The following is a 19,680-nucleotide window of genomic DNA, read 5'->3' on the forward strand; positions in this document are numbered from 1 at the left end:
CGCTCACATTGGCGAGCCACGACCCGTGGCGTCCCGCGAAACAACCCCCTATCCGGACTCCCCAACCGACTACACAGGCCTTAACTTATGAGCCATGACCTCCCCCCGCTCCTCCTACGGCGGCGGTTACTACTCCGCACCCTCTTTCGCCGACACCCCTATCTACGACTCCCTGGTCGCGGAGCGGGGCACGCCTCAGATCGCCCCGATCCGAGTGCCTTCCGCCTACGACAACGGCAGCAGCGGCTATCTGCCGGCGCTCCCGGCGGCGCTTCCCGCCCTCCCGGCGGGTCCTTCGGCGGGTCAGCCCGCCCCGGCGTACGGCTACGGCCACCAGAGTCCGCAGCATCTCCAGCAGGCGGCGGCTCCCTATGCACCCCAGCAACAGCCGGTGCCCCCGCGGGGTTATCCGGGTCCGGGCGTGCCCCAGCAGCACCGTCCCGCCCCGACCGGCTACGAGGCGATGCGTCCGGCACCGCCCCGGCCCGCTCCTCCGCAGCCGGGCGGCCCGGCGGGCTACCACCCCCAGTACCAGCAGCAGCGCCCGTACCCCGGCGGCCAGGGGTACTGATCCCGGGGATGTGCCGGAGCACCGGCGGCGGTCGGTCGTGCCGGGGGGCGCCGCCCGGCCGCGGTGCCTCCGGTACGGCGCCCTGCCGCCACCTGGCGTGATGCTCGTCTCTGCCCGCTCGACAAACACCCTGCTGGCCTGGTGATTCGTCAACTGCTGTCACCGGCGCACGCTACGGTGGTGCGACCCGCTCCGGCGGGTCCTGAAGGCGCTGCGATTCCGGGGTCGCCGGGCGCGGTGCGCACACCACGAGGTGGGGGCAGAGCAGCACCATGGCACAGGGCACGGTCCAGGTGACCCACACCGGCACGTCTCGCTGGCGGCGGCGCACCGGCGAGTACGCGTCGCTCACGGCCGCTTTGGAGGCCGCGGGGGACGGTGACGTCCTCACCGTGGCACCGGGCACCTACCGCGAGAACCTCGTGGTGCAGCGGGCCGTCACCCTGCGCGGGCCGGAGGGCTCGGTCGGTTCGGTGCGCATCGCGCCCGCCGACGGTGTGCCGCTGACCGTGCGCGCCGCCGCGACCGTACGGGACCTGTATGTGGAGGGGCAGGATCCGACCGCGCCCGCGCTGCTGGTCGAGGAGGGTACGCCGGAGCTTTCGGATCTGCGGATCTCCACGCGCTCGGCGGCCGGTATAGAGGTGCGGGGCGGGGCCCGCCCCACGGTGCGCCGGGTCGCCGTCGACAATCCCGCCGGGGTCGGGATCGCCGTACTGGACGGCGGGGGCGGGGTGTTCGAGGAGTGCGAGATCGTCGCGGCGGGCCGGTCCGGTGTCTCCGTACGGGACGGCGGGCGTCCCCGGCTGGAGCGCTGCCGGATCCACCACGCCTCCGACGCCGGGCTGAGCGTCACCGGTGACGGCAGTGTGCTGGAGGCCGTCGACTGCGAGGTGTACGAGGTCAAGGGCGCGGGCGTGCAGGTGACGGGCCGGGCGGCGGCACATCTCGAAGGCTCCCGGGTGCACCGCACCTCCGGCGACGGTGTCACGCTCGACACCGACGCCGTGCTCACGCTCTCCGACTGCGATATCCACGACGTCCCGGAGAACGGCATCGACCTGCGGTCGCGTTCGGTGCTCACGCTCACCCGCTCGACGGTCCGCCGGTTCGGCCGCAACGGTCTCTCCGTCTGGGATCCGGGCACCCGGGTCGATGCCAACCAGTGCGAGATATACGACAGCACCGGCGACTATCCCGCGGTGTGGATCAGCGACGGTGCGACAGCGGTACTGGACTCCTGCCGGGTGCACGACGTACCGGACGCCCTGTTCGTCCTGGACCGCGGCTCCCGCGCGGACGTGGTGGACAGCGACCTCTCCCAGATCCGCAATACGGCGGTGTCCGTCAGCGACGGCGCGACGGCACAGCTCGACGACTGCCGGATCGCCCAGGCCTCCACCGGCGCCTGGTTCCGCGACCACGGCAGCGGGGGAACCCTCAACAACTGCACGATCGACACGGCACAGACCGGAGTGATCGTCACCAAGGGCGCGGATCCCGTCATCGAGCGGTGCACGGTCACGGCACCCGCCGAGGCCGGTTTCTACGTCTCCGCCGAAGGCCGGGGCACCTTCCGCGACTGCCGGGTCACCGGCAGCGGGGGTTACGGCTTCCATGTGATGGAGGGCTGCCGCACGGCCCTGAGCCGCTGCCGTACCGAGCGGTGCGCCCGCGGCGGCTACGAATTCACCGAGACGGCGCTGCTGACCGTCGAGGACTGCACGGGCGACGAATCGGCGGTACGGGCCCCGGCCGCGATGACCGCCCCCGCGGCCCCGGCCGGCTCCGCCCCCGCGGCGGCGGCGAGCGTGCCGGGACTCCTGACGACCGTCCCCGCTCCGGCGGTACCCCCGCAGCCCGTGGAACCGGCGCCCGCGGCCCGGGTCTCCGACGAGGTCCTCGGCGAACTCGACGCCCTGGTCGGTCTGGAGAGCGTGAAGCGGGAGGTCCGCTCGCTGATCAACATGATCGAAGTGGGCCGCCGCCGCCGGGAGGCCGGGCTCAAGGCGGCGTCCGTCCGGCGGCATCTCGTCTTCACCGGCTCCCCGGGCACCGGCAAGACCACCGTGGCCCGGCTCTACGGCGAGATCCTGGCCGCCCTCGGCGTCCTCGAACGCGGCCATCTCGTCGAAGTCTCCCGGGTGGACCTGGTCGGCGAGCACATCGGCTCGACCGCGATCCGCACCCAGGAGGCCTTCGAACGGGCCCGCGGCGGGGTCCTCTTCATCGACGAGGCGTACGCCCTCTCCCCCGAGGACTCCGGCCGGGACTTCGGCAAGGAGGCCATCGACACCCTGGTGAAGCTGATGGAGGACCACCGGGACGCGGTGGTCGTGATCGTCGCCGGTTACACCGCGGAGATGGAGCGGTTCCTCGCGGTCAACCCCGGGGTGGCGTCCCGGTTCTCCCGGACCATCACCTTCCAGGACTACGACGCGGAAGAGCTGCTGCGGATCGTCCGCCGACAGGCCGACGAGCACGAGTACCGGCTCGCGGACGGCACCGCCGACGCCCTCCTCGCCTACTTCGGCAAACTGCCCAAGGGCCCGGCGTTCGGCAACGGCAGGACCGCGCGCCAGACCTTCGAGTCGATGGTCGAACGGCACGCGGGCCGGGTCTCCGAACTGGCGGAGGCCGACACCGACGCCCTCACCCTGCTCTACCCGGACGATCTGCCCGAGCCGGTGTGACCCGGCCGCGACCGGACCGCTCCCCCACCGGTCCCGGCTGGCGCGGTACGCCCGGGATCAGCCGGAGCAGTTCGCCGCGGGCCGCCGCGAACGCCGGATCGGCCTGGTAGTCGGAGTGCCCGAGGACCGGCTCGGGAAGCGGATGGCGGACGGACCTGCCGTAGGCCAGGGGGTCCTTCAGGGCGGGCCGGTCGGGCGCGGGCCGGTCCCCGGCGGCCACCAGCACCGGTCCGCCGATCGGGTCGGTGCGGCGGTGGAGATTGCTCCAGCAGTGCACCTCGTCCCGGAGCAGGGCGAGCGCCTCGGGTCCGAAGTAGGCGGGGAACCACCGCCCGTACAGCCGCTCCAGCGGTGAACCGTACGTCAGCAGCGCCACCCGGCCGCGGACCTCGGGCGGCAGCTGCCAGACCGCCGCCGCGGCGAGCACACTGCCCTGCGAGTGGCCGGAGATGACGAGCCGACCGCCGCGGTGCCGGGTGCTCTCGGTCCAGGTGCACATCCGCCACGTCAGATCCGGTACGGCGCGTTCCGCATAGCAGGGGGGTGCGAACGGGTGCGCGGCGCGCGGCCAGAAGGTGCCCACGTCCCACAGGATTCCGATGGTGCGCCGGGCGGACGGATCCCGGTAGGCGCGCCGCCCCCAGGCGACGAAGAATATGGCACCGGCACCGATCAGCCAGGACCCCAGGGACTGGGCGGTCTCCGCGACGGCTTCGGCGAAACCGCCGTCGAAGGCCCGGCCCGGCACATCGCCGCTGCGCCAGGCCCCAACCACGGCGACGGCGCCGAGGACGACGGTGGCCGCCGCGACCACGCCGACGGCGAGCGGGGCAGTGTCGGTGATCCCGGCTGCGGCCCGTACCCGGGCGATGGTCCGGGTACGGATCGCGTCGGGACGCCAGCCGTTGTCACCGAGCCTGGCCGCGCCGGGCGTGGTCCATCCGCACTCCGCCGCCTCGTACTCCGCCTCCACCTCCGGTGCCAGCCGGCGGGCCGTCAGCCAGGTCCGCAGGAGGAGGGCGAGGACGGGCACGAGCAGCAGCACCAGCAGGACCGGGATCACCGAAGCCTGCCAGCTCAGCAGGGTCGGCGGGGCGGGGACGGAACCGTCGGCCCCGGGGGTCCCGGAACCGTCGAGCCGGTCGGCCGCCCACTGTGCCGTACCACCGGTCATCACCCCGCCCAGGGCGCAGGCCAGGACCGTGACCGCGGGTCCGCCCAGACCGCCGAGGACGCTGCGGGCGTGCCGGGCGCGGCGCTGGAGGACGACGGCGACCACCGCGAGCGCCAGGGCGAGTCCGCTCTGGGCCAGGGCGAGCAGCCCGAAGACCGAGGTGCCGGGCAGGACGCCGCCGGACACCCAGTCCGGGCGCGGCCGGGCGGCGTACAGCAGGGAGAGGGCGAGCAGGGTGAGCGCCGCGCCGGGCAGGGCGGTGACGGCGGTCCGGTCGGCGCGGGCGTCGAAGCGGCGTTCGGTACGGCCGCGGCGGAAGACCACCCAGACCACCGTGGTCAGACCGAGGACCAGGCCGGCTTCGAGGGCCCGGCCCCACAGGGCCAGGAGTCCGGCGTCACCGGCGCGGTCGTGGCGGCTCGTGGCAAGGGTGACGGCCCCGGCGACGGTGAGGAATCCGGCGGCGGTATGGGCGGCGCGCAGCCGGGCGACATGGCGGCGGCCGTACCAGAATCCGGGGCGGCCGAGGGCGGGCCGGAGCACCGGTGCGGGCGGGCTGGAGCGGGGCGCGTGGCCGCCGTCCTCGTCACCGTCACCGTAGTTGTCTTCGTCCTCGTGGTCGCCGGGTTCATGGCCGGTCTCCTCCTCGACCTCGGGTTCCCGCTCGGGCCCTTGGTCGTCGGCCGGGCCGGTGCGACCGTCGGGCACATCGGCGCCGGTCGGCGGGCGCTGGGACTCGTAGGCGCTCCAGGTCCGGTGGGAGAGGTACCACAGCAGTCCGACGAGGGCTGCCGGGATCAGCGCGGCGAGCGCGAGGCGGCGGCCGGGCTGGGACCACCAGCCTTCGCGGTCGGCCGCGAGGAAGCCGAGCCACGACCGGCCTTCGGTGCATCCGGTGGCCCCGGCGCACTGCCAGGCGACCAGGTCGAGCGCCACCTCGCAGGCGGCGGCCGTCATCAGCACGGTCAGACTGAGCGCGACCAGCCGCACCAGCGCCCCGTAGAGCCGCATCGTCCGCGCCCGGCCGCGGGCCCGCGGCCGCATCCAGTGGGCGAGGTTGGCGACCATGAAGGGGAGCAGCAGCAGCCAGAGGGCGCGGGCGCTGTTGCCGGAGGTCAGGTTGGACCAGCAGTACGCCTCGGGGACGGGCTCGCCGTCGCTGCGCGCGGGGTCCGACTCGGCGTGGACGTCGTCGGCGCGGCGGAAGACGGCGGCCTTGTCGTCACCGGATATCCGGACCGTGCGGGGATCCCCGAGCATGCCCTCCGGGGTGGCTCCGCCCACACCGTGCACCAGCAGTTCCAGCGCCGGCCCTGGGCCGTTGGAGGTCGGGGGTTCAGCGGACACTTCGGCGGCTCGCTCTCGGACGGCGGCGGGTGGGGTACGGGGCGCGGTGCGGGCGCCACGGTGCGGCGCCCCGGATTCTGACAGCTCCCGGCCGCGGGGTCACGGAGTCGGAGCGTCTCGCGCGGGACGGATCGTGACAGGATGGTTTTCCCGGCCGGGTGTTCGTACGGGTGTGCCGGAGGGCGGCGGCCGGACGGCGGGCCGCGGCGGTCGCGGCACGGGCGGCGACGAAGGGACCGGCTCCGCGGTGACGGAACGACAGAACCTGCTTCTCGACGGGATGCGGCGGCACGGCCGGGCGTCGGTCGATGAACTCCCCCACGGGCTCCGGGTCCCGGACCCGGTCGTACGCCGGGGTGAGCCCGCGGGCAGGGCCGGGTCCGCGCCGTGACCGCGTTCCGGCTGGAGCGTACGGTCGCGTACGGGACGGCGGAGGCATGGCGGCGGGTCACCGACTGGCGGGCCCATGCGGCGCTGATGCCGTGGACGGCGCTGACGTCCGTGGTGCCCGAACCGCCGGGCCCGGGGACGGTGTTCACCGTGCGGACGGGGGTGGGCCGGGCCGGGTTCGACGATCCGATGGAGATCGTGGAGTGGTCACCGCCGTCCGGAGCCGGTCCCGGCCGGTTCCGGCTGGTGAAGCGGGGCCGGGTGATCCGGGGGTGGGCCGTGGTCGAGGTGCGTCCCGAGGGGTCCGGATCGGTGGTGGTGTGGACGGAGGAGGCACGGCTGCGCGGAGTGCCGGGCCGGCTGAGCGCACGGGTGGGGCGCGTGCTGTTCGGACGGGCGCTGGACGCGCTGCTGCGGAACGCCGGGTAGCCTCCGGAGCCCGTTCCGTCCGCCGTGCGTGCTTCCGGCGGGCCTGCGACCGGTGTGACGTCCCATGATCCACTCGTTGGACGGGGCGAGCGGGTCCGCCCCGTGCGCACTGCAACCGTGCCGGGCGCGGGGTGTCCGGACCCGTGAGTCGTCCGCGCACCCCGGAAGGGCCGGCCCCGATGCCGACACGCCGTCAGTCCCCCCGTCCGCACGACCGCCACGCCATAGCGGGCAGTTGCCCCGGGGACGAGGGTGTGGAGGCGATCCTCGTCGAGCAGTACCCCCGGCTCGTCCGGCTGGCGTATCTGACCCTGCCGCCTTCGCTGGGGCGTCATCGGCGGGTGGTCGCGGCGCATGCGACGGTGCAGGGGGTGCTGCCGGTGCGGCCGGTCCGGTCCGAGGCACCGCCGCCGGGCGGCGGCGGTACGGAGTCCGCCGGATACCGCTGGGTGCGGTACCGGGTGCTGCGGGGTGCCCTGCGCGGGCGCCGGAGGGTGCGGGCGCTGCTGCCCCGGGTCATGGGGCTGCGGCTGTTCCCGAGCGCCGGGGGTGCGGAGGAGCTGGCGCTGGACCAGGCACTGTCGTCGGTGGCGGGGCCCGCGCGGGCGGCGCTGGCCCTGGGGGTGCTGGAGGGGCTGTCCGATGAGGCGGCGGGCGCGCTGCTCGCGGAGTGCGGGGTCGGGGATCCGGCGGCGGCGCTGCGGACCGCGGCGCGGTTGCGGGAGTCCGGCGGCGGCCGGGTGGAATCGCTGCTGCGGGCCGCCGAGTTCGATCCGTGCGTGGTCCAGACCCGGCCGACCGATCTGCTGCGGCGCCGCAACCGGATCCGGGCGGGCGCGGTCGCCGGGCTGTGCGCACTGCTGGTGGCCGGGGTGGCGGCGGGTACTCCGGCCGGTGGGCGGGATGCGGTCCGTACGGACGCGAAGGCCCGCCCGGTGTCGGTGCATGCCTGGGCCCGGGCCGTGGATCCCGCCCGGCTGGTCCGGTCCGACGGCGAGTCCTGGGCGGACACCTCCCGGGTCGATTTCTCGGTCTGGCCCGCCCGGGGCGGCCGGAAGGACGACCGGGAGCTGCTGCGGCGGGCGCTGGACGCCTGGTCGTCGCCGGGTGCCGGGGTGCGGGTTTCGGTGACGGCGGACACCGTGCGTACCCCGCCCGCCCTGCCGCCGCGTCTGCTGTACGCCGGTGACACGGACGGTGCTGCGGTGGTGCTGCTGCACGAGGGCGGCCGGGTGGTGCGGTACGCCGAGCCGCTCACGGGCCGGGGTGCGGCGGCCCTCGACTTCGCCCGGGCCGACGACGCCGATGTGACGACCGCGGCTTCGGTGGTCGTGAGCCGGACGGCCGGCGGTACGCGGCTGCTGCTGGCGCCCTGGGTGGCGCGGGCGGCGGTACGGGATCTGCTGGTGCCGCGGCAGGGGGCCCGGGCGCTGGCGGTCGCTGCGGACGGGGTGACGGCGGCCGTTCCCGGCCCGGTGCCGGCGGGGGGTTCGTGTACGGCGTGGCCCGCGCTGGAGCTGCGGTCTTCGGACCGGATCGTGGAGGACCACGCCTTTCTGGTGACGGATCTGGGCGATCTCGTACCCGCCCATCTGACGTACACCCCGCCGCCGGGGGCGGGGGCTCCGGCCCGGCAGCCGCGGGAGTCGACGAGCGGTCCGGCACTGGCCGCCTGGGCGCGGGGGGCGTGTCTGCTCGCGGGGCTGCGCGGAGCGGGCGTACGGGCCGTGAACCAGTGGACGTTCGCCGAGCAGCCGCTGCCGGACGGCGGGGGCCGGGCGGCGTGGCTGTGCACCCGGGCGGACACCTGGAGCGGTCCCGGCCGGGTGCTGGTGCGTTTCCAGCCGCCCGGGCGGCCGCAGGCGGATCCGGGGACGGTGGTCGCGCGGGCCCGGTCCACGGCGGCGTGCAGCCGGTTCGGTCAGCATGTCCTGGCGGGTGTCCGCTGGCGGTCACCGGCCGGGAAGGAGTATCTGCTGGCGGCCGGGAGCCGGGCGGTCACCGGGATCTGGGCGTCGGGGGCGGCCGTCGCGACCGCCCGCGGCACCACGCTGGCCGCGGCCCTCCCGGAGGATGCCCGGGGAGCCGTACGGCTCACGGCGCGGCTGGTGACGGGCGGCACCCTGGCGCCCCTCGGCGGGCCCGTCGGCGGTGCGGACGGCTGAAACCGTCGTGGCCCGCCCCCTGTCGACGGCCGCCGTGAGGTGGGGCGGGCGGGTCAGCGGGGCCAGTGGCCGGTGGTGAGGAAGCGGTCGATGGCCGCGCTGTAGGGCTCGATGTCGATTCCTTGTGCGGCCAGCCAGTCGTCGGAGTAGTACTTGTCCAGGTAGCGGTCGCCCGGATCGCAGAGCAGGGTGACGACGCTGCCGCGCCGGCCGGTGGCGACCATCTCGCCGACGATCTTTAGCGCGCTCCACAGTCCGGTGCCGGTGGAGCCGCCCGCCTTCCGGCCGATGGCCGTGTCCAGGGCGCGGACGGCCGCCACGCTGGCCGCGTCCGGCACCTTCATCATCCGGTCGACGGCGCGGGGCAGGAAGCTGGGCTCCATCCGGGGCCTGCCGATGCCCTCGATACGGGAGCCGTGGGCGCTGGAGGCCTCCGGATCGTTCCGGGTCCAGCCGTCGAAGAAACAGGAGTTCTCCGGGTCGGGGACGCAGATCCGGGTGTCGTACTGCATGTAGTGGACGTAGCGGGCGATGGTCGCGGAGGTGCCGCCGGTCCCCGCGGTCGCCACGATCCACGCAGGTTCGGGATAGCGCTCCAGACGGAGCTGCTGGTAGATCGACTCGGCGATGTTGTTGTTGCCTCGCCAGTCGGTGGCCCGTTCGGCGTAGGTGAACTGGTCCATGTAGTGGCCGCCGGTCCGCTCGGCGAGGGCCGCGGACTCCTCGTACATCCGGCGCGGGTCGTCGACGAAGTGGCACTGTCCGCCGTGGAACTCGATCAGCCGGATCTTCTCGGCGCTGGTGGTGCGGGGCATGACGGCGACGAACGGCACGCCGATCAGCTTGGCGAAGTAGGCCTCGGAGACGGCGGTGGAGCCGCTGGAGGCCTCGATGACCGGTTTGCCGGGCCGGATCCACCCGTTGCACAGCCCGTAGAGGAAGAGGGAGCGGGCCAGCCGGTGCTTGAGGCTGCCGGTGGGGTGGGTCGACTCGTCCTTCAGATAGAGGTCGATATTCCACTCCTCGGGGAGCGGGAAGCGCAGGAGGTGCGTATCGGCGGACCGGTTGGCATCGGCCTGGACCTTGCGGACGGCCTCCTTCAGCCAGCTCCGGTACGCGGTGTCGCTGCGGTCCACGTCGTGCGTCTCCGCCGGGGCTCCCGCCGGGGCCGCCGGATCCCGTGGCACCCCGTCAGTCCGCAGCCCGTCGCGGTCCGTCCCGCCGTCCGTGTTCATTCCGCCGTCCGCCCGTTCGTGTGTCGGTGCTCACTCGGAGGGACGCGCCCGCCCCGCCGGTGACCCCGGCCGCTTGCGCCCCTCCCGTCACAGTAAGCCCGTCACCTGCGTAAACCTTCGCTTGGGGCATCCATAGGTGTCCCTTGTGGGCCGAACGCCCCCTCGGGCGCCCTCGCCGGACGCCTCTTCCGCCTGCTCTACTGGTGCGAGCTACCCGAGGTGTTGCAGACTGCCTGCAGACGAAGCGAACGATGGGGAGGAGGGGCCCAATGGCCATGGCGGAGCCCGAGTTCCGGGCCACTGGTGTACGGATCGAGCGGTGGCCCCGCTCGCTCACCAAGGCCGGCCAGGTCCTCATCAAGGACGGCAGACTGCAACTGCTGACGAGCTACGGCCGGGTGATCGACAGTGCCCCGGTGCGGGCGGTGCGGGCGGGCAAGGCCTGGTTCTCCGACGAGTCGAGCACCGCGCTGACGGTCAACGGCAAGCGGTACCGGCTGACGATGGGTCAGCGGGACGAGCAGGCCGATGTCGGAAAGCTCACGGGGCGTTTTCTGAAGGCGGTCCGCAGGGCCGGGGGCGCCGGGGACTGATCCCGGCGGGATGCGTCGGGAGCACGGGCTCCGGGACCGGACGGCACGGTGCCGAGTTGCGGGCGCCGGGCGGGTCGGCCACGCTGGATTCACCTCACTCAGGGTGAACCGGCGGTGACGCTGTGAACCAGCGGCCGCCATCGGGCCGACAGCCGCCGGTCCGTCGGATCCGATCCTCCGTCTTCTTCCGGACCTTACTTCGGGGAGTCGCAGCCGTGATCACCGAGCCCAGCAACAGGCATTGCACGGTGGAGCTCCAAGCCGTGCCGTCGCGGATCGGCCAGGTCCGCAGAATCATCTCGGCGCAACTGCGCCACTGGCAGTTGGATCCGCTCATCGACCAGGCGGCGCTCGGGGTGACCGAGCTGCTGACCAACGTCCTCCGGCACGCCGAGCCCGACAAGCACTGCACCGTGGACGTCGAGCTCTTCCCCGGACGGCTCACGGTCTCGGTCCGCGACCACGACCCCCGGCTGCCGACGGCGTCGGAGGCCGATCCGTTCGCCACTTCGGGCCGGGGACTCGGCTTGATAGCGGCCGTCAGCGACACCTGGGGCGTACGGCCGCGGGGCGCGGGCGGCAAGGACGTCTGGTTCACGCTGACGGCGCCGGGCACGGGCGTACGCGAGCCGGAGCGGGCCGGCTCCCCCTGACGTACGGCACGCTCCGGAGCCCGGCCCACCGCGCGGCGGCGCACCTCGCCCGCCGGGCGGCTGCCGTCAGCGGCCGGGTTCCGGTCCGTCGAAGCCGGGCAGTACGGTCCGCTCCAGTCTCCGGCGGACCCGCTCCTCGTGGACGAGCCGTCCGACGAGCGCGCCGCCGTAGACCACCACGCCCACGCCGACCAGCCACGACTGGAGCACCAGAACGGTGCCGAAGGGGCCGTAGGTGACGGCGTTCGAGGCGATCAGCGGGGAGAACACCAGCTGGGAGAAGATCCGCAGCCCCAGTATGAACACGGCGGTGGCGACCGCCCCGGGCAGCAGCGCGCCCCAGCGGACCCGGCCGCCCAGCAGCAGCCGCTGGGCGACCCAGAAGAAGACGAACGTGCCGAGGACATCGGCGACGGCGGTGCCGACGGTCCCGGGGACGCTGCGGCCGAAGGCCGGGGTGTTGACGAACAGCAGCAGCGCGAAGACCAGCAGGGCGAGAAAGACGACATGGCGCCACATCGTGTGCCAGCGGGCCGTGGGCAGGTCCCAGACCTTCTCGTACCCCGTCTGCACCGCGGAGCCGAAGGTGAGCCCGAAGACGGCGAGGGCCGCGAGACCGAAGGCCGTCGTGCGCTGGAGGGCGGTGCCCGGTGGCGCGAACAACTCCTCGACCTGCTGCTGGGAGGCGGCGGATACGCCGAGCGCCTGGCCCAGCCAGCGGGCGAAGCCCTGGCCGCTGGCCGGGTCCGCAGCGGCCACGACCACCAGCAGGGGGACGAGGGTGAGGAACCCGAGAGCGGCGAAGCCCATGGCCCGGTGGAGCAGCTCCATCTCGCGGGCCCGGTTCCAGCCGAGCCCGGCGGACGAGGCCGCGACGGCGTCGTGCAGTCGCCGGAAGCGGTCCGTGACACCGGGCGGCCGCGCGCCGGAAGACTGGAGGGTCATGATCGTCGCCTACCCGTTCACCGGCGCGGGGCCGCTTCCCGTGCCCCCGGACGGGTGGCGCGCGAGGGAGTCACCCGCCGACCGGGCCGACCGGGCCCGGATCGGTGGGCCCGGTCCACAGGAAACGGCCTGGGTCAGGCCAGGGCGTGCAGCGGGTCGTCGAGCACCGGCTGCCAGGCCAGTTCCGCCGCGCCGACCAGGGTGTTGTGGTCCAGGGTGCAGGGGAGGATCGGTACGCCGCCGCTGCGGCCCCACAGACTGCGGTCCGCGACCACGGACCGCAGTCGGCCCGGGTCGGCGGCGAGCAGGGCGCGGTGCAGTCCGCCGAGGACGATGCGGTCGGGGTTGAGGATGTTCACCAGGCCCGCCAGGCCGAGCCCCAGACGGTCGATCAGCTCCTCGCAGGCGGCCCGGACCGCGGGGTCGCCGTACTCCGTACCGAGCAGTTGTTCGGACTGGGCGAGGAGGGAGACTTCGGGGCCGGGCGGGCGTCCGGCGGCGGTGAGGAAGGCGAGCGGGTCGGTTTCGACGTCGAGGCAGCCGCGGCTGCCGCAGTGACAGGGGCGGCCTTCGGGGTTGACGGTGAGATGGCCGACTTCGAGGGCCAGTCCGGAGCTGCCGGTGTGCAGCCGGCCGTCCAGGACGAGGGCGCCGCCGACGCCCCGGTGTCCGGTGGCGACGCACAGCAGATGGCGGGCGCCGCGGCCGCCGCCGTGCCGGTACTCGGCGAGCGCAGCGAGGTTGACATCGTTCCCGGTGAAGGCGGGTCCTTCGATTCCGGCGGCCCCGACGTGCTCGGCGAAGATCTGGCGGACCGGTGAGCCCGCGGGCCAGGCGATGTGCAGCGGGTTGAGCGCGGTGCCGTCGGGCTCCGCGACGGCCGACGGTACGGCGAGTCCGGCGCCGGCACAGCGCCGTCCGCTCGCCCGCAGCAGCTCCGCTCCGGCGTCGACGACGGCACCGATGACCTGACCGGGGTCGGCGGCGGGGGTCAGACAGCCCGGGGCAGTAGCGACGATCCGGCCGCCGAGTCCGACCAGTGCGGCGCGGAAGCCGTCGGCGTGGACCTGGGCGGCGAGGACCACGGGGCCCGCGTCGTCGACGGACAGCCGGTGGGAGGGCCGACCCTGGGAGCCGGTCGCGGCGGCGGGGCGGGAGTCGACCCGGATGAGGCCGAGCGCCTCCAGTTCGGCGGCGACGGCACCCGCGGTGGCGCGGGTGACGCCCAGTTCGGCGGTGAGAACGGCACGGGTGGGGGCCCGTCCCGTATGCACGAGTTCCAGTGCGGGGCCGAGTGCGCTGCGGCCCCTCTCCAGTCGCGATCTGGTGTTCGCCGCCTTGCCGTTCATGGAGCCGAGTCTGCCACGCTCCGGAGGGTCCTCCGGCGCCCGTACGGGCCGGGGCGGAGGCAGCCCGGCGGCGGCTGTCCGGTCGCCGCGGGTACGGGAGGGGCGGGCCGCACGGGCCGGGACCGTTGCCCGAACAGATATCGGAACCCCGGCACCGGGTGCGGGCCGGGTGGCAGAATCGGCGTATGGAGACCCTGGAGTTCATCGACGTTCTCGAACGGGAGGGCGGTCTGCTGGCGGACGCCGCCGCGGCGGCCGGTCCGGATGCGGCAGTCCCGACCTGCCCCGGCTGGCGGGTCCGGGATCTCGTCCGGCATATCGGCACCGTGCATCGGTGGGCGGCGTCCCATGTGGCCGACGGGCACGCCGAGCCGCGGTCTCCCGATCCGCTGCCCGAACTCGACGGCGATGCGCTGGTCGCCTGGTATCGGGAAGGGCACCGGCGTCTGGTGGAGGTCCTCCGTGCCGCCCCGGCCGATCTGCAGTGCTGGACCTTCATGCCCGCCCCGTCCGCGCTGGCGTTCTGGGCCCGGCGGCAGGCGCACGAGACCGCGGTCCACCGGGCGGACGCCGAGTCGGCGCTCGGCGGGGCGCGGCGCACGCCCGGGGTGCTCGCGCCCCTGACACCGGAGTTCGCAGCCGACGGCATCGACGAGCTGCTGGGAGGCTTCCACGCCGGGGACCGCAGCCGGGTCCGCTCCGATCCGCCCCGGGTCCTGCGGGTGCGGACCGTCGACACGGGACAGGTGTGGACGGTACGGATCTCGGCGGATCCGCCCGTCACCGACGATTCGGCCACCGGCCCCGCGGACTGCGAGCTGAGCGGCCCGGCGGGGACTCTGTATCTGACGCTCTGGAACCGGTTGCCGCTGAGCGGTGTATCACTGAGCGGAGATGCCTCTTCGGCGGCGCTCTGGCGGGAACTGTCCTCCGTCTGAGCGCGGCCGAGGGCGCCCGGCTTCCGGACGAAGAGGATCAGCCCAGCCAGCCGGGGCGGACCAGACCCGACTCGTAGGCGAGGACGACGAGCTGGGCCCGGTCGCGGGCGCCGAGTTTGACCATCGTGCGGCTCACATGGGTCTTGGCGGTGAGCGGGCTGACGACGAGCCGCCGGGCTATCTCCTCGTTCGAGAGGCCGATGCCGACGAGTGCCATCACTTCCCGCTCGCGTTCGGTGAGGCCCGTGAGGAGGCCGTCGTCGGCGGGGGCCTTGGAGCGGGCGGCGAACTCGGCGATCAGCCTGCGCGTCACTCCCGGGGAGAGCAGGGCGTCCCCGGCGACCACGGCGCGGACGGCGCGCAGCAGTTCGTCCGGCTCGGTGTCCTTCACCAGGAAGCCGGAGGCGCCGGAGCGGATCGCCTCGAAGACGTACTCGTCCAGTTCGAAGGTGGTCAGCATGACCACCTTGACCTCGGCCAGTCCGGCGTCCCCGGTGATCCTGCGGGTTGCGGCGAGGCCGTCGAGCACGGGCATCCGGATGTCCATCAGGACGACGTCGGGACGTACTTCGCCCACCAGCCGGACGGCCTCCGCGCCGTCTGCCGCCTCGCCCGCGACCTCGATGTCCTCCTGGGCGTCGAGCAGCGCCCGGAAACCGGCCCGGACCAGCAGCTGGTCATCGGCGAGCAGAACCCGGACCGTCATGTGTCTCCTCCGTACGCTGCGGCCGCGACCCCGGTGAACGCGCCCGGGGGTGTCCGGGGCGCGGTCGAAGGGGTCACGGCGTCTCCTTGGGTTTGAGGGGCAGCCGGGCGCGGACGGTGAATCCGCCGTCCGGCCGGTGTCCCGCCTCGATGGTGCCACCGAGGCCGGCTGCCCGTTCCCGCATTCCGGCCAGGCCGTTTCCGCTGCCGCCCGCGTCGGAGCCGGTGGCCGGTCCCGCGTCGTCGATGCGCAGCGACAACCGGGCCGTTTCGTACGAGATCCGGACCGCTGCGGTACGGGAACCGGAGTGGCGGACCACATTGGTCAGCGCCTCCTGGACGATCCGGAACGCCGCGAGATCGGTGCCCGGCGGCAGTGCGGCGGGCGGGCCGGCCCGGTCGACGGTGACGGTCAGTCCCGCGCTGGCGGCCTGGTCGACCAGTTCGGGCAGCCGGTCCAGTCCGGGCGCCGGGGCACGGGGCGCGTCGCCGGGGGCCCGCAGGCTGTCCAGCACCTGACGGACCTCGCCGAGGGCCTCCTTGCTGGCCGCTTTGATCGCGGTGAGCGCGGTCCTCGCCTGTTCGGTGTCGCGGTCGAGCAGGGCGAGCCCCACGCCCGCCTGCACATGGATGACGGACAGGGAGTGCGCCAGGACGTCGTGGAGTTCCCGGGCGATCAGCAGGCGTTCCTCGTCGGCGCGGCGGCGGGCCGCGGCGGCGCGTTCGGCGGCGGCGCGGGCCCATTCGACCCGGCGGACCCGCAGCAGTTCGGAGCCCGCGAGGACCACGGCCATCCAGGCGGCGACGACCAGTTCCTTGGCCCAGGGCGCCGCGGTGTCGCCGTCGGGCGGCAGATACGCGTACAGCCAGTGCGAGAGCAGGACGTGGCCGGTCCAGAACACGCCCGCCGCCCACCAGGCGGCGCGCCGGTGACCGGCCACGACCGCGGAGAAGACGGCGACGACCATCGGCAGCAGTACCGGGCCGTACGGGTAGCCCGCGCCGAGGTAGAGCAGGGTGGCGGCGGTCGTGCCGATCAGGGCGGGGACGGGCCACCGCAGGCGCAGCAGCAGAAAGACCGGGGGGACCACCAGCAGCGTCCGGCCGAGGGCGTCGAGCTGTTCACGGATCTCGGGGTGCCCCTTGGCCTCGGCGAAGCCCGTGCCCACGACGACGAACAACGCCACGAGCAGCGTCGAGGGCCACGGCAGCTTGGCGGCGGCGCGGCGGCGTTCCCAGATCCGGGCCCAGGGCGGTTCGCCGGTATCGCCCCGGAAGGGAAGGCCGCAGGTGGGAGAGGCCTTTTCATCCATGCGGGCCACCGTAGACGCGCCGCCGGGGCCGCGCGTCACCCGGGTGTCGTGATCGGCAGTACTCCCGGGGCAGTACGGCGTCCGGGGTGCCGCGGGCGGCCGGTCAGGGCCTGCGGATCAGTCCGGCCTCGTATCCGAGCCGGTCGACGGCGCGGGCGTAGAAGGCGTCCCGCTCCTCGACGATCCTGTTGAACTGTCCGAACACTTCGAAGGAGATGAGTCCGAAGAGCTCCGCCCAGACGGCGACCAGGGCCACGACGACCGCCGGCGGCAGATCGGGGGCGAGATCGGCGGCGAGCCGGTCGCCCTCGGCGGCCAGGGACGCGTCGAGGGGCGGCAGGGCGAGCCGGCCGGTGGCCCGGGCGTCCCGGAGGATGGAGATCATTACCGTGCCGACGCGGGCGGCGGGGCCGACGGTGTCCTGGGGCGCGGTGTAGCCGGGGACCGGGGAGCCGTAGATGAGGGCGTACTGGTGGGGGTGCGCGAGGGCCCAGGCGCGGACGGCGGTGCAGACGGCCGCCCAGCGGTCGGTGGGACGGGCCGCGGCGGGGGCAGCGGCGAGCGCGGATTCGGCGGTCTCACCGAGCGCGTCGTAGGCGTCGATGATCAGGGCGGTCAGCAGTTCGTCGCGGCTCGGGAAGTAGCGGTAGAGGGCGGAGGAGACCATGCCCAGCTCCCGGGCGACGGCGCGCAGGGACAGCTTCGTCGCCCCTTCCGAGGCGACCTGTCGTCGTGCGGCGTCCTTGATGGCGGCGGTGACTTCGGCTCGGGCCCGGTCCCTGGCCCCGCGGATCGTGGTCATACCGGAAGTCTTCCATGATTCAGAGCAGTGACCAATTTCGAGAGCACTGCTCTTGCTTTGGAGCGGCAATCCATGGACACTGATCTCAAGAGAGAGCACCGCTCTCGAAGAGGAGCACCGCTCCCCTCGGGGTGGGTGGCGCACGGACCGTCAAATCGGACCCCGGCCCGCCGCCCGTCCCCGGAACCCGCTCGCCTTGACGACTCAGGAGCCGACGATGTCACCCGTACAGCCCGCTCAGACCCCCCTTCAGGCCCTTCGGACTCCTGGGGCTCCTGGGACCCCTCACTCCGCTCTGCTGCATCAGCCCCCTCAGGCCCATGGGTCGCACGAGCCCGGCGCGCCCCGGGCTTCCCGGTCCGGTGCGGCCGCCCACTATGTCCGCCCGGGCCTTCTCGACCGTGCCTTCGGCAAGCTCGTGGGCCGGCTGGCCCGGCGCGGAGTGAGCCTGATGGGGACGGCCGAACTGTCGGTCCTCGGGCGCAGCAGCGGCGAGTGGCGGAGTATCCCGGTCAACCCCCTGGGGTTGGAGGGCGCCGACTATCTGGTCTCGGCCCGCGGCCACTCCCAGTGGGTGCGCAATATGCGGGCGGCCGGGGGCGGACGGCTCACGCTGGGCCGCAAGGTGCGGCACTTCTCGGCGGTGGAGCTGACCGACGCCGAGAAGCCGGCCGTGCTCCGGGCCTATCTGGAGCGGTGGGGCTGGGAGGTCGGCCGGTTCTTCGACGGGGTGACCGCGTCGTCGACGGACGAGGAACTGCTGGCCGCCGCACCCCGGCACCCGGTCTTCCGGATCACCGCCGAACAGTGACGGCCGCCATGCGCGGGGCGGGCCGAGTCCCGTACCCGGAGTGGAGGGGACACGGCGCTGCGGGCCGGCGGCGGGGCCCTGCGGAGAGCCCGTCTTCCGGGGCGGGTGGGGGGCCGGGAGGCCGGGCCCGCGCCCGGTACCGGAGAACGGGCCGGGCCCGGCCGCAGGCACCGCTGCCCCCTTCCCGGGGATGACAGTGCGCGGCCGGGCCCGGAACCGGTTACGTCGTCGACGGCTCCTTGTCGTCCGAACCGCGGTCCGGCGAGTCCGGCGAGTCCGCCGCGCCCCGGTCGGCGGTACGGCCAGGGTCGCCCATCCTGCGGTCCAGTGCCTCCAGCGCCCTGCGGGCCACCCCGCTGCCCCGGACCAGTCCGGCCAGGGTCGCGGAGCCGCGCGTGATGTCGGTGAAGGCCCGCCAGGCCGGGCGCAGCCCGGTGAGGGCCGCGTGGACCAGACCGGGGCGGCGCTCGAAGACGCCGAGCATCCGCCGCCCCACGGCCATCTCGACCCCGAGTCCGGCCTTGACGGCGAAGGCGTAGTTCAGCGCCTGCCGCCGGGCGTCGACGGCGTCGTGGGCCTCCGCGATCCGGACCGCCCACTCCCCCGCGAGCCGACCCGACCGCAGGGCGAAGGAGATGCCTTCACGGGTCCACGGCTCCAGCAGACCGGCCGCGTCGCCGCAGACCAGGACCCGGCCGCGGGAGAGCGGCGAGTCGTCGCTGCGGCAGCGGGTGAGATGGCCGGAGGAGATCGACGGTTCGAACCCGGCGAGCCCGAGACGGGCGATGAAGTCCTCCAGATACCGCTTGGTCGCAGAGCCCTCGCCGCGCGCGGCGATGACCCCGACGGTGAGCGTCCGTCCCTTGGGGAACACCCAGCCGTAACTGCCGGGCATCGGGCCCCAGTCGATCAGGACCCGGCCGGCCCAGTCCTCGGCGACCGATTCGGGGACCGGGATCTCGGCTTCAAGCCCCAGGTCGACCTGGTCGAGCTTGACGCCGACGTGTTTCCCTATCCGGCTGGCACTGCCGTCCGCGCCGACGACCGCGTGCGCCAGGATCGTCTCCCCGGTGGTGGTGACCACGGCCACCGTCCGCCGGTCCGGTACGGCCGCGCCGTGCTGCTCCACCCGGGAGACGGCGACACCCGTCCGCAGGACGGCGCCCGCCTTCTCGGCGTGCTCCACGAGCAGGGCGTCGAACTCGGGGCGGTTGATCAGCCCGAAGAGCATCCTCTTCGACCGCCGGGTCCGCGACAGTCTGCCGTTGAGGGTGAACGTCACCGCGTGCACCCGGTCGCGGAACGGCAGTTCGAAGCCGGGCGGCAGGCTGTCGCGCGACGGGCCGATGATGCCGCCGCCGCAGGTCTTGTAGCGGGGGAGTTCGGCCTTCTCCAGCAGGAGGACCCGGCGGCCCGCCACTGCCGCCGCATAGGCCGCGGACGCTCCGGCCGGCCCCGCGCCGACCACCACCACGTCCCACACCGGGCCGCTGTGGCCCTGTGCTTCCGATCCTGCCCCGGTGACACCGTTCTCGCTGCTCACGATGTGGTTCTGCTCCCGATCCGA

16 protein-coding genes are annotated in these 19,680 nt (G+C 74.1%); 8 read left to right on the plus strand and 8 right to left on the minus strand.

The genetic code is table 11. The features are described from left to right. Positions 1-94: 94 nt before the first annotated feature. Positions 95-571, plus strand: coding sequence for a DUF6643 family protein (locus B7R87_RS02025; RefSeq protein WP_006350768.1), 477 nt, complete (start codon positions 95-97; stop codon positions 569-571). A gap of 272 nt (positions 572-843) precedes the next feature. Then, positions 844-3,264: a right-handed parallel beta-helix repeat-containing protein gene (locus B7R87_RS02030; RefSeq protein WP_130585238.1), complete on the plus strand. Its 2,421-nt coding sequence runs from the start codon at positions 844-846 to the stop codon at positions 3,262-3,264. Here B7R87_RS02030 and B7R87_RS02035 read toward each other — a convergent pair. Continuing rightward, positions 3,224-5,785: a hypothetical protein gene (locus tag B7R87_RS02035; RefSeq protein WP_006350765.1), complete on the minus strand. Its 2,562-nt coding sequence runs from the start codon at positions 5,783-5,785 to the stop codon at positions 3,224-3,226. The two genes, B7R87_RS02030 and B7R87_RS02035, sit on opposite strands and share 41 nt — an antisense overlap. Before the next feature lie 387 nt (positions 5,786-6,172). Between B7R87_RS02035 and B7R87_RS02040 the strand changes: the two genes are divergently transcribed. Continuing rightward, positions 6,173-6,604, plus strand: coding sequence for an SRPBCC family protein (locus B7R87_RS02040; protein ID WP_006350763.1), 432 nt, complete (start codon positions 6,173-6,175; stop codon positions 6,602-6,604). Positions 6,605-6,783: 179 nt separating this feature from the next. Further along, positions 6,784-8,769 (plus strand): hypothetical protein, encoded by a 1,986-nt coding sequence (locus B7R87_RS02045; protein WP_233168739.1) that lies wholly within the window; start codon positions 6,784-6,786, stop codon positions 8,767-8,769. A 53-nt stretch (positions 8,770-8,822) separates the two neighbouring features. Here B7R87_RS02045 and cds1 read toward each other — a convergent pair whose 3' ends face one another. Beyond that, the gene (gene cds1, locus B7R87_RS02050) at positions 8,823-10,004 is read right to left on the minus strand and encodes an L-cysteine desulfhydrase Cds1 (protein WP_006350760.1); all 1,182 of its coding nucleotides are present in this window, start codon (positions 10,002-10,004) and stop codon (positions 8,823-8,825) included. 269 nt (positions 10,005-10,273) lie between these two features. On the opposite strand from cds1, the gene B7R87_RS02055 reads away from it, so the two are divergent. Both B7R87_RS02055 and B7R87_RS02060 read left to right on the plus strand, forming a co-directional pair. Then, positions 10,274-10,597, plus strand: coding sequence for a hypothetical protein (locus tag B7R87_RS02055; protein WP_006350759.1), 324 nt, complete (start codon positions 10,274-10,276; stop codon positions 10,595-10,597). A gap of 215 nt (positions 10,598-10,812) precedes the next feature. After that, positions 10,813-11,250: an ATP-binding protein gene (locus tag B7R87_RS02060; RefSeq protein ID WP_078902453.1), complete on the plus strand. Its 438-nt coding sequence runs from the start codon at positions 10,813-10,815 to the stop codon at positions 11,248-11,250. Between the two features lie 66 nt (positions 11,251-11,316). Here B7R87_RS02060 and B7R87_RS02065 read toward each other — a convergent pair whose 3' ends face one another. Both B7R87_RS02065 and B7R87_RS02070 read right to left on the minus strand, forming a co-directional pair. Beyond that, complete coding sequence (locus B7R87_RS02065) at positions 11,317-12,195, minus strand: YhjD/YihY/BrkB family envelope integrity protein (protein WP_006350757.1); 879 nt, start codon at positions 12,193-12,195, stop codon at positions 11,317-11,319. A 134-nt stretch (positions 12,196-12,329) separates the two neighbouring features. Beyond that, the gene (locus tag B7R87_RS02070; RefSeq protein ID WP_006350756.1) at positions 12,330-13,544 is read right to left on the minus strand and encodes an ROK family protein; all 1,215 of its coding nucleotides are present in this window, start codon (positions 13,542-13,544) and stop codon (positions 12,330-12,332) included. A gap of 185 nt (positions 13,545-13,729) precedes the next feature. Here B7R87_RS02070 and B7R87_RS02075 point away from each other — a divergent pair, with 185 nt between their 5' ends. After that, entirely contained in the window at positions 13,730-14,482 is a 753-nt protein-coding gene (locus tag B7R87_RS02075) for a maleylpyruvate isomerase family mycothiol-dependent enzyme (RefSeq protein WP_006350755.1), read from the plus strand. A gap of 37 nt (positions 14,483-14,519) precedes the next feature. Here B7R87_RS02075 and B7R87_RS02080 read toward each other — a convergent pair whose 3' ends face one another. The 3 genes from B7R87_RS02080 to B7R87_RS02090 form a co-directional block, all read right to left on the minus strand. Continuing rightward, entirely contained in the window at positions 14,520-15,188 is a 669-nt protein-coding gene (locus B7R87_RS02080) for a response regulator (protein WP_006350754.1), read from the minus strand. Positions 15,189-15,261: 73 nt separating this feature from the next. Further along, positions 15,262-16,500: a sensor histidine kinase gene (locus B7R87_RS02085; protein ID WP_006350753.1), complete on the minus strand. Its 1,239-nt coding sequence runs from the start codon at positions 16,498-16,500 to the stop codon at positions 15,262-15,264. A gap of 103 nt (positions 16,501-16,603) precedes the next feature. Continuing rightward, on the minus strand, positions 16,604-17,302 hold the full coding sequence (locus tag B7R87_RS02090; RefSeq protein WP_006350752.1) for a TetR/AcrR family transcriptional regulator: 699 nt from the start codon (positions 17,300-17,302) through the stop codon (positions 16,604-16,606). Between the two features lie 217 nt (positions 17,303-17,519). Between B7R87_RS02090 and B7R87_RS02095 the strand changes: the two genes are divergently transcribed. Then, positions 17,520-18,113, plus strand: coding sequence for a nitroreductase/quinone reductase family protein (locus B7R87_RS02095; protein WP_100249280.1), 594 nt, complete (start codon positions 17,520-17,522; stop codon positions 18,111-18,113). A gap of 220 nt (positions 18,114-18,333) precedes the next feature. On the opposite strand, the gene B7R87_RS02100 is transcribed toward B7R87_RS02095, so the two are convergent. Further along, the gene (locus B7R87_RS02100; RefSeq protein ID WP_100249281.1) at positions 18,334-19,656 is read right to left on the minus strand and encodes a geranylgeranyl reductase family protein; all 1,323 of its coding nucleotides are present in this window, start codon (positions 19,654-19,656) and stop codon (positions 18,334-18,336) included. Between the last annotated feature and the right edge of the window lie 24 nt (positions 19,657-19,680).

The organism is Streptomyces tsukubensis (genome assembly GCF_003932715.1).
Taxonomy (GTDB): domain Bacteria; phylum Actinomycetota; class Actinomycetes; order Streptomycetales; family Streptomycetaceae; genus Streptomyces; species Streptomyces tsukubensis.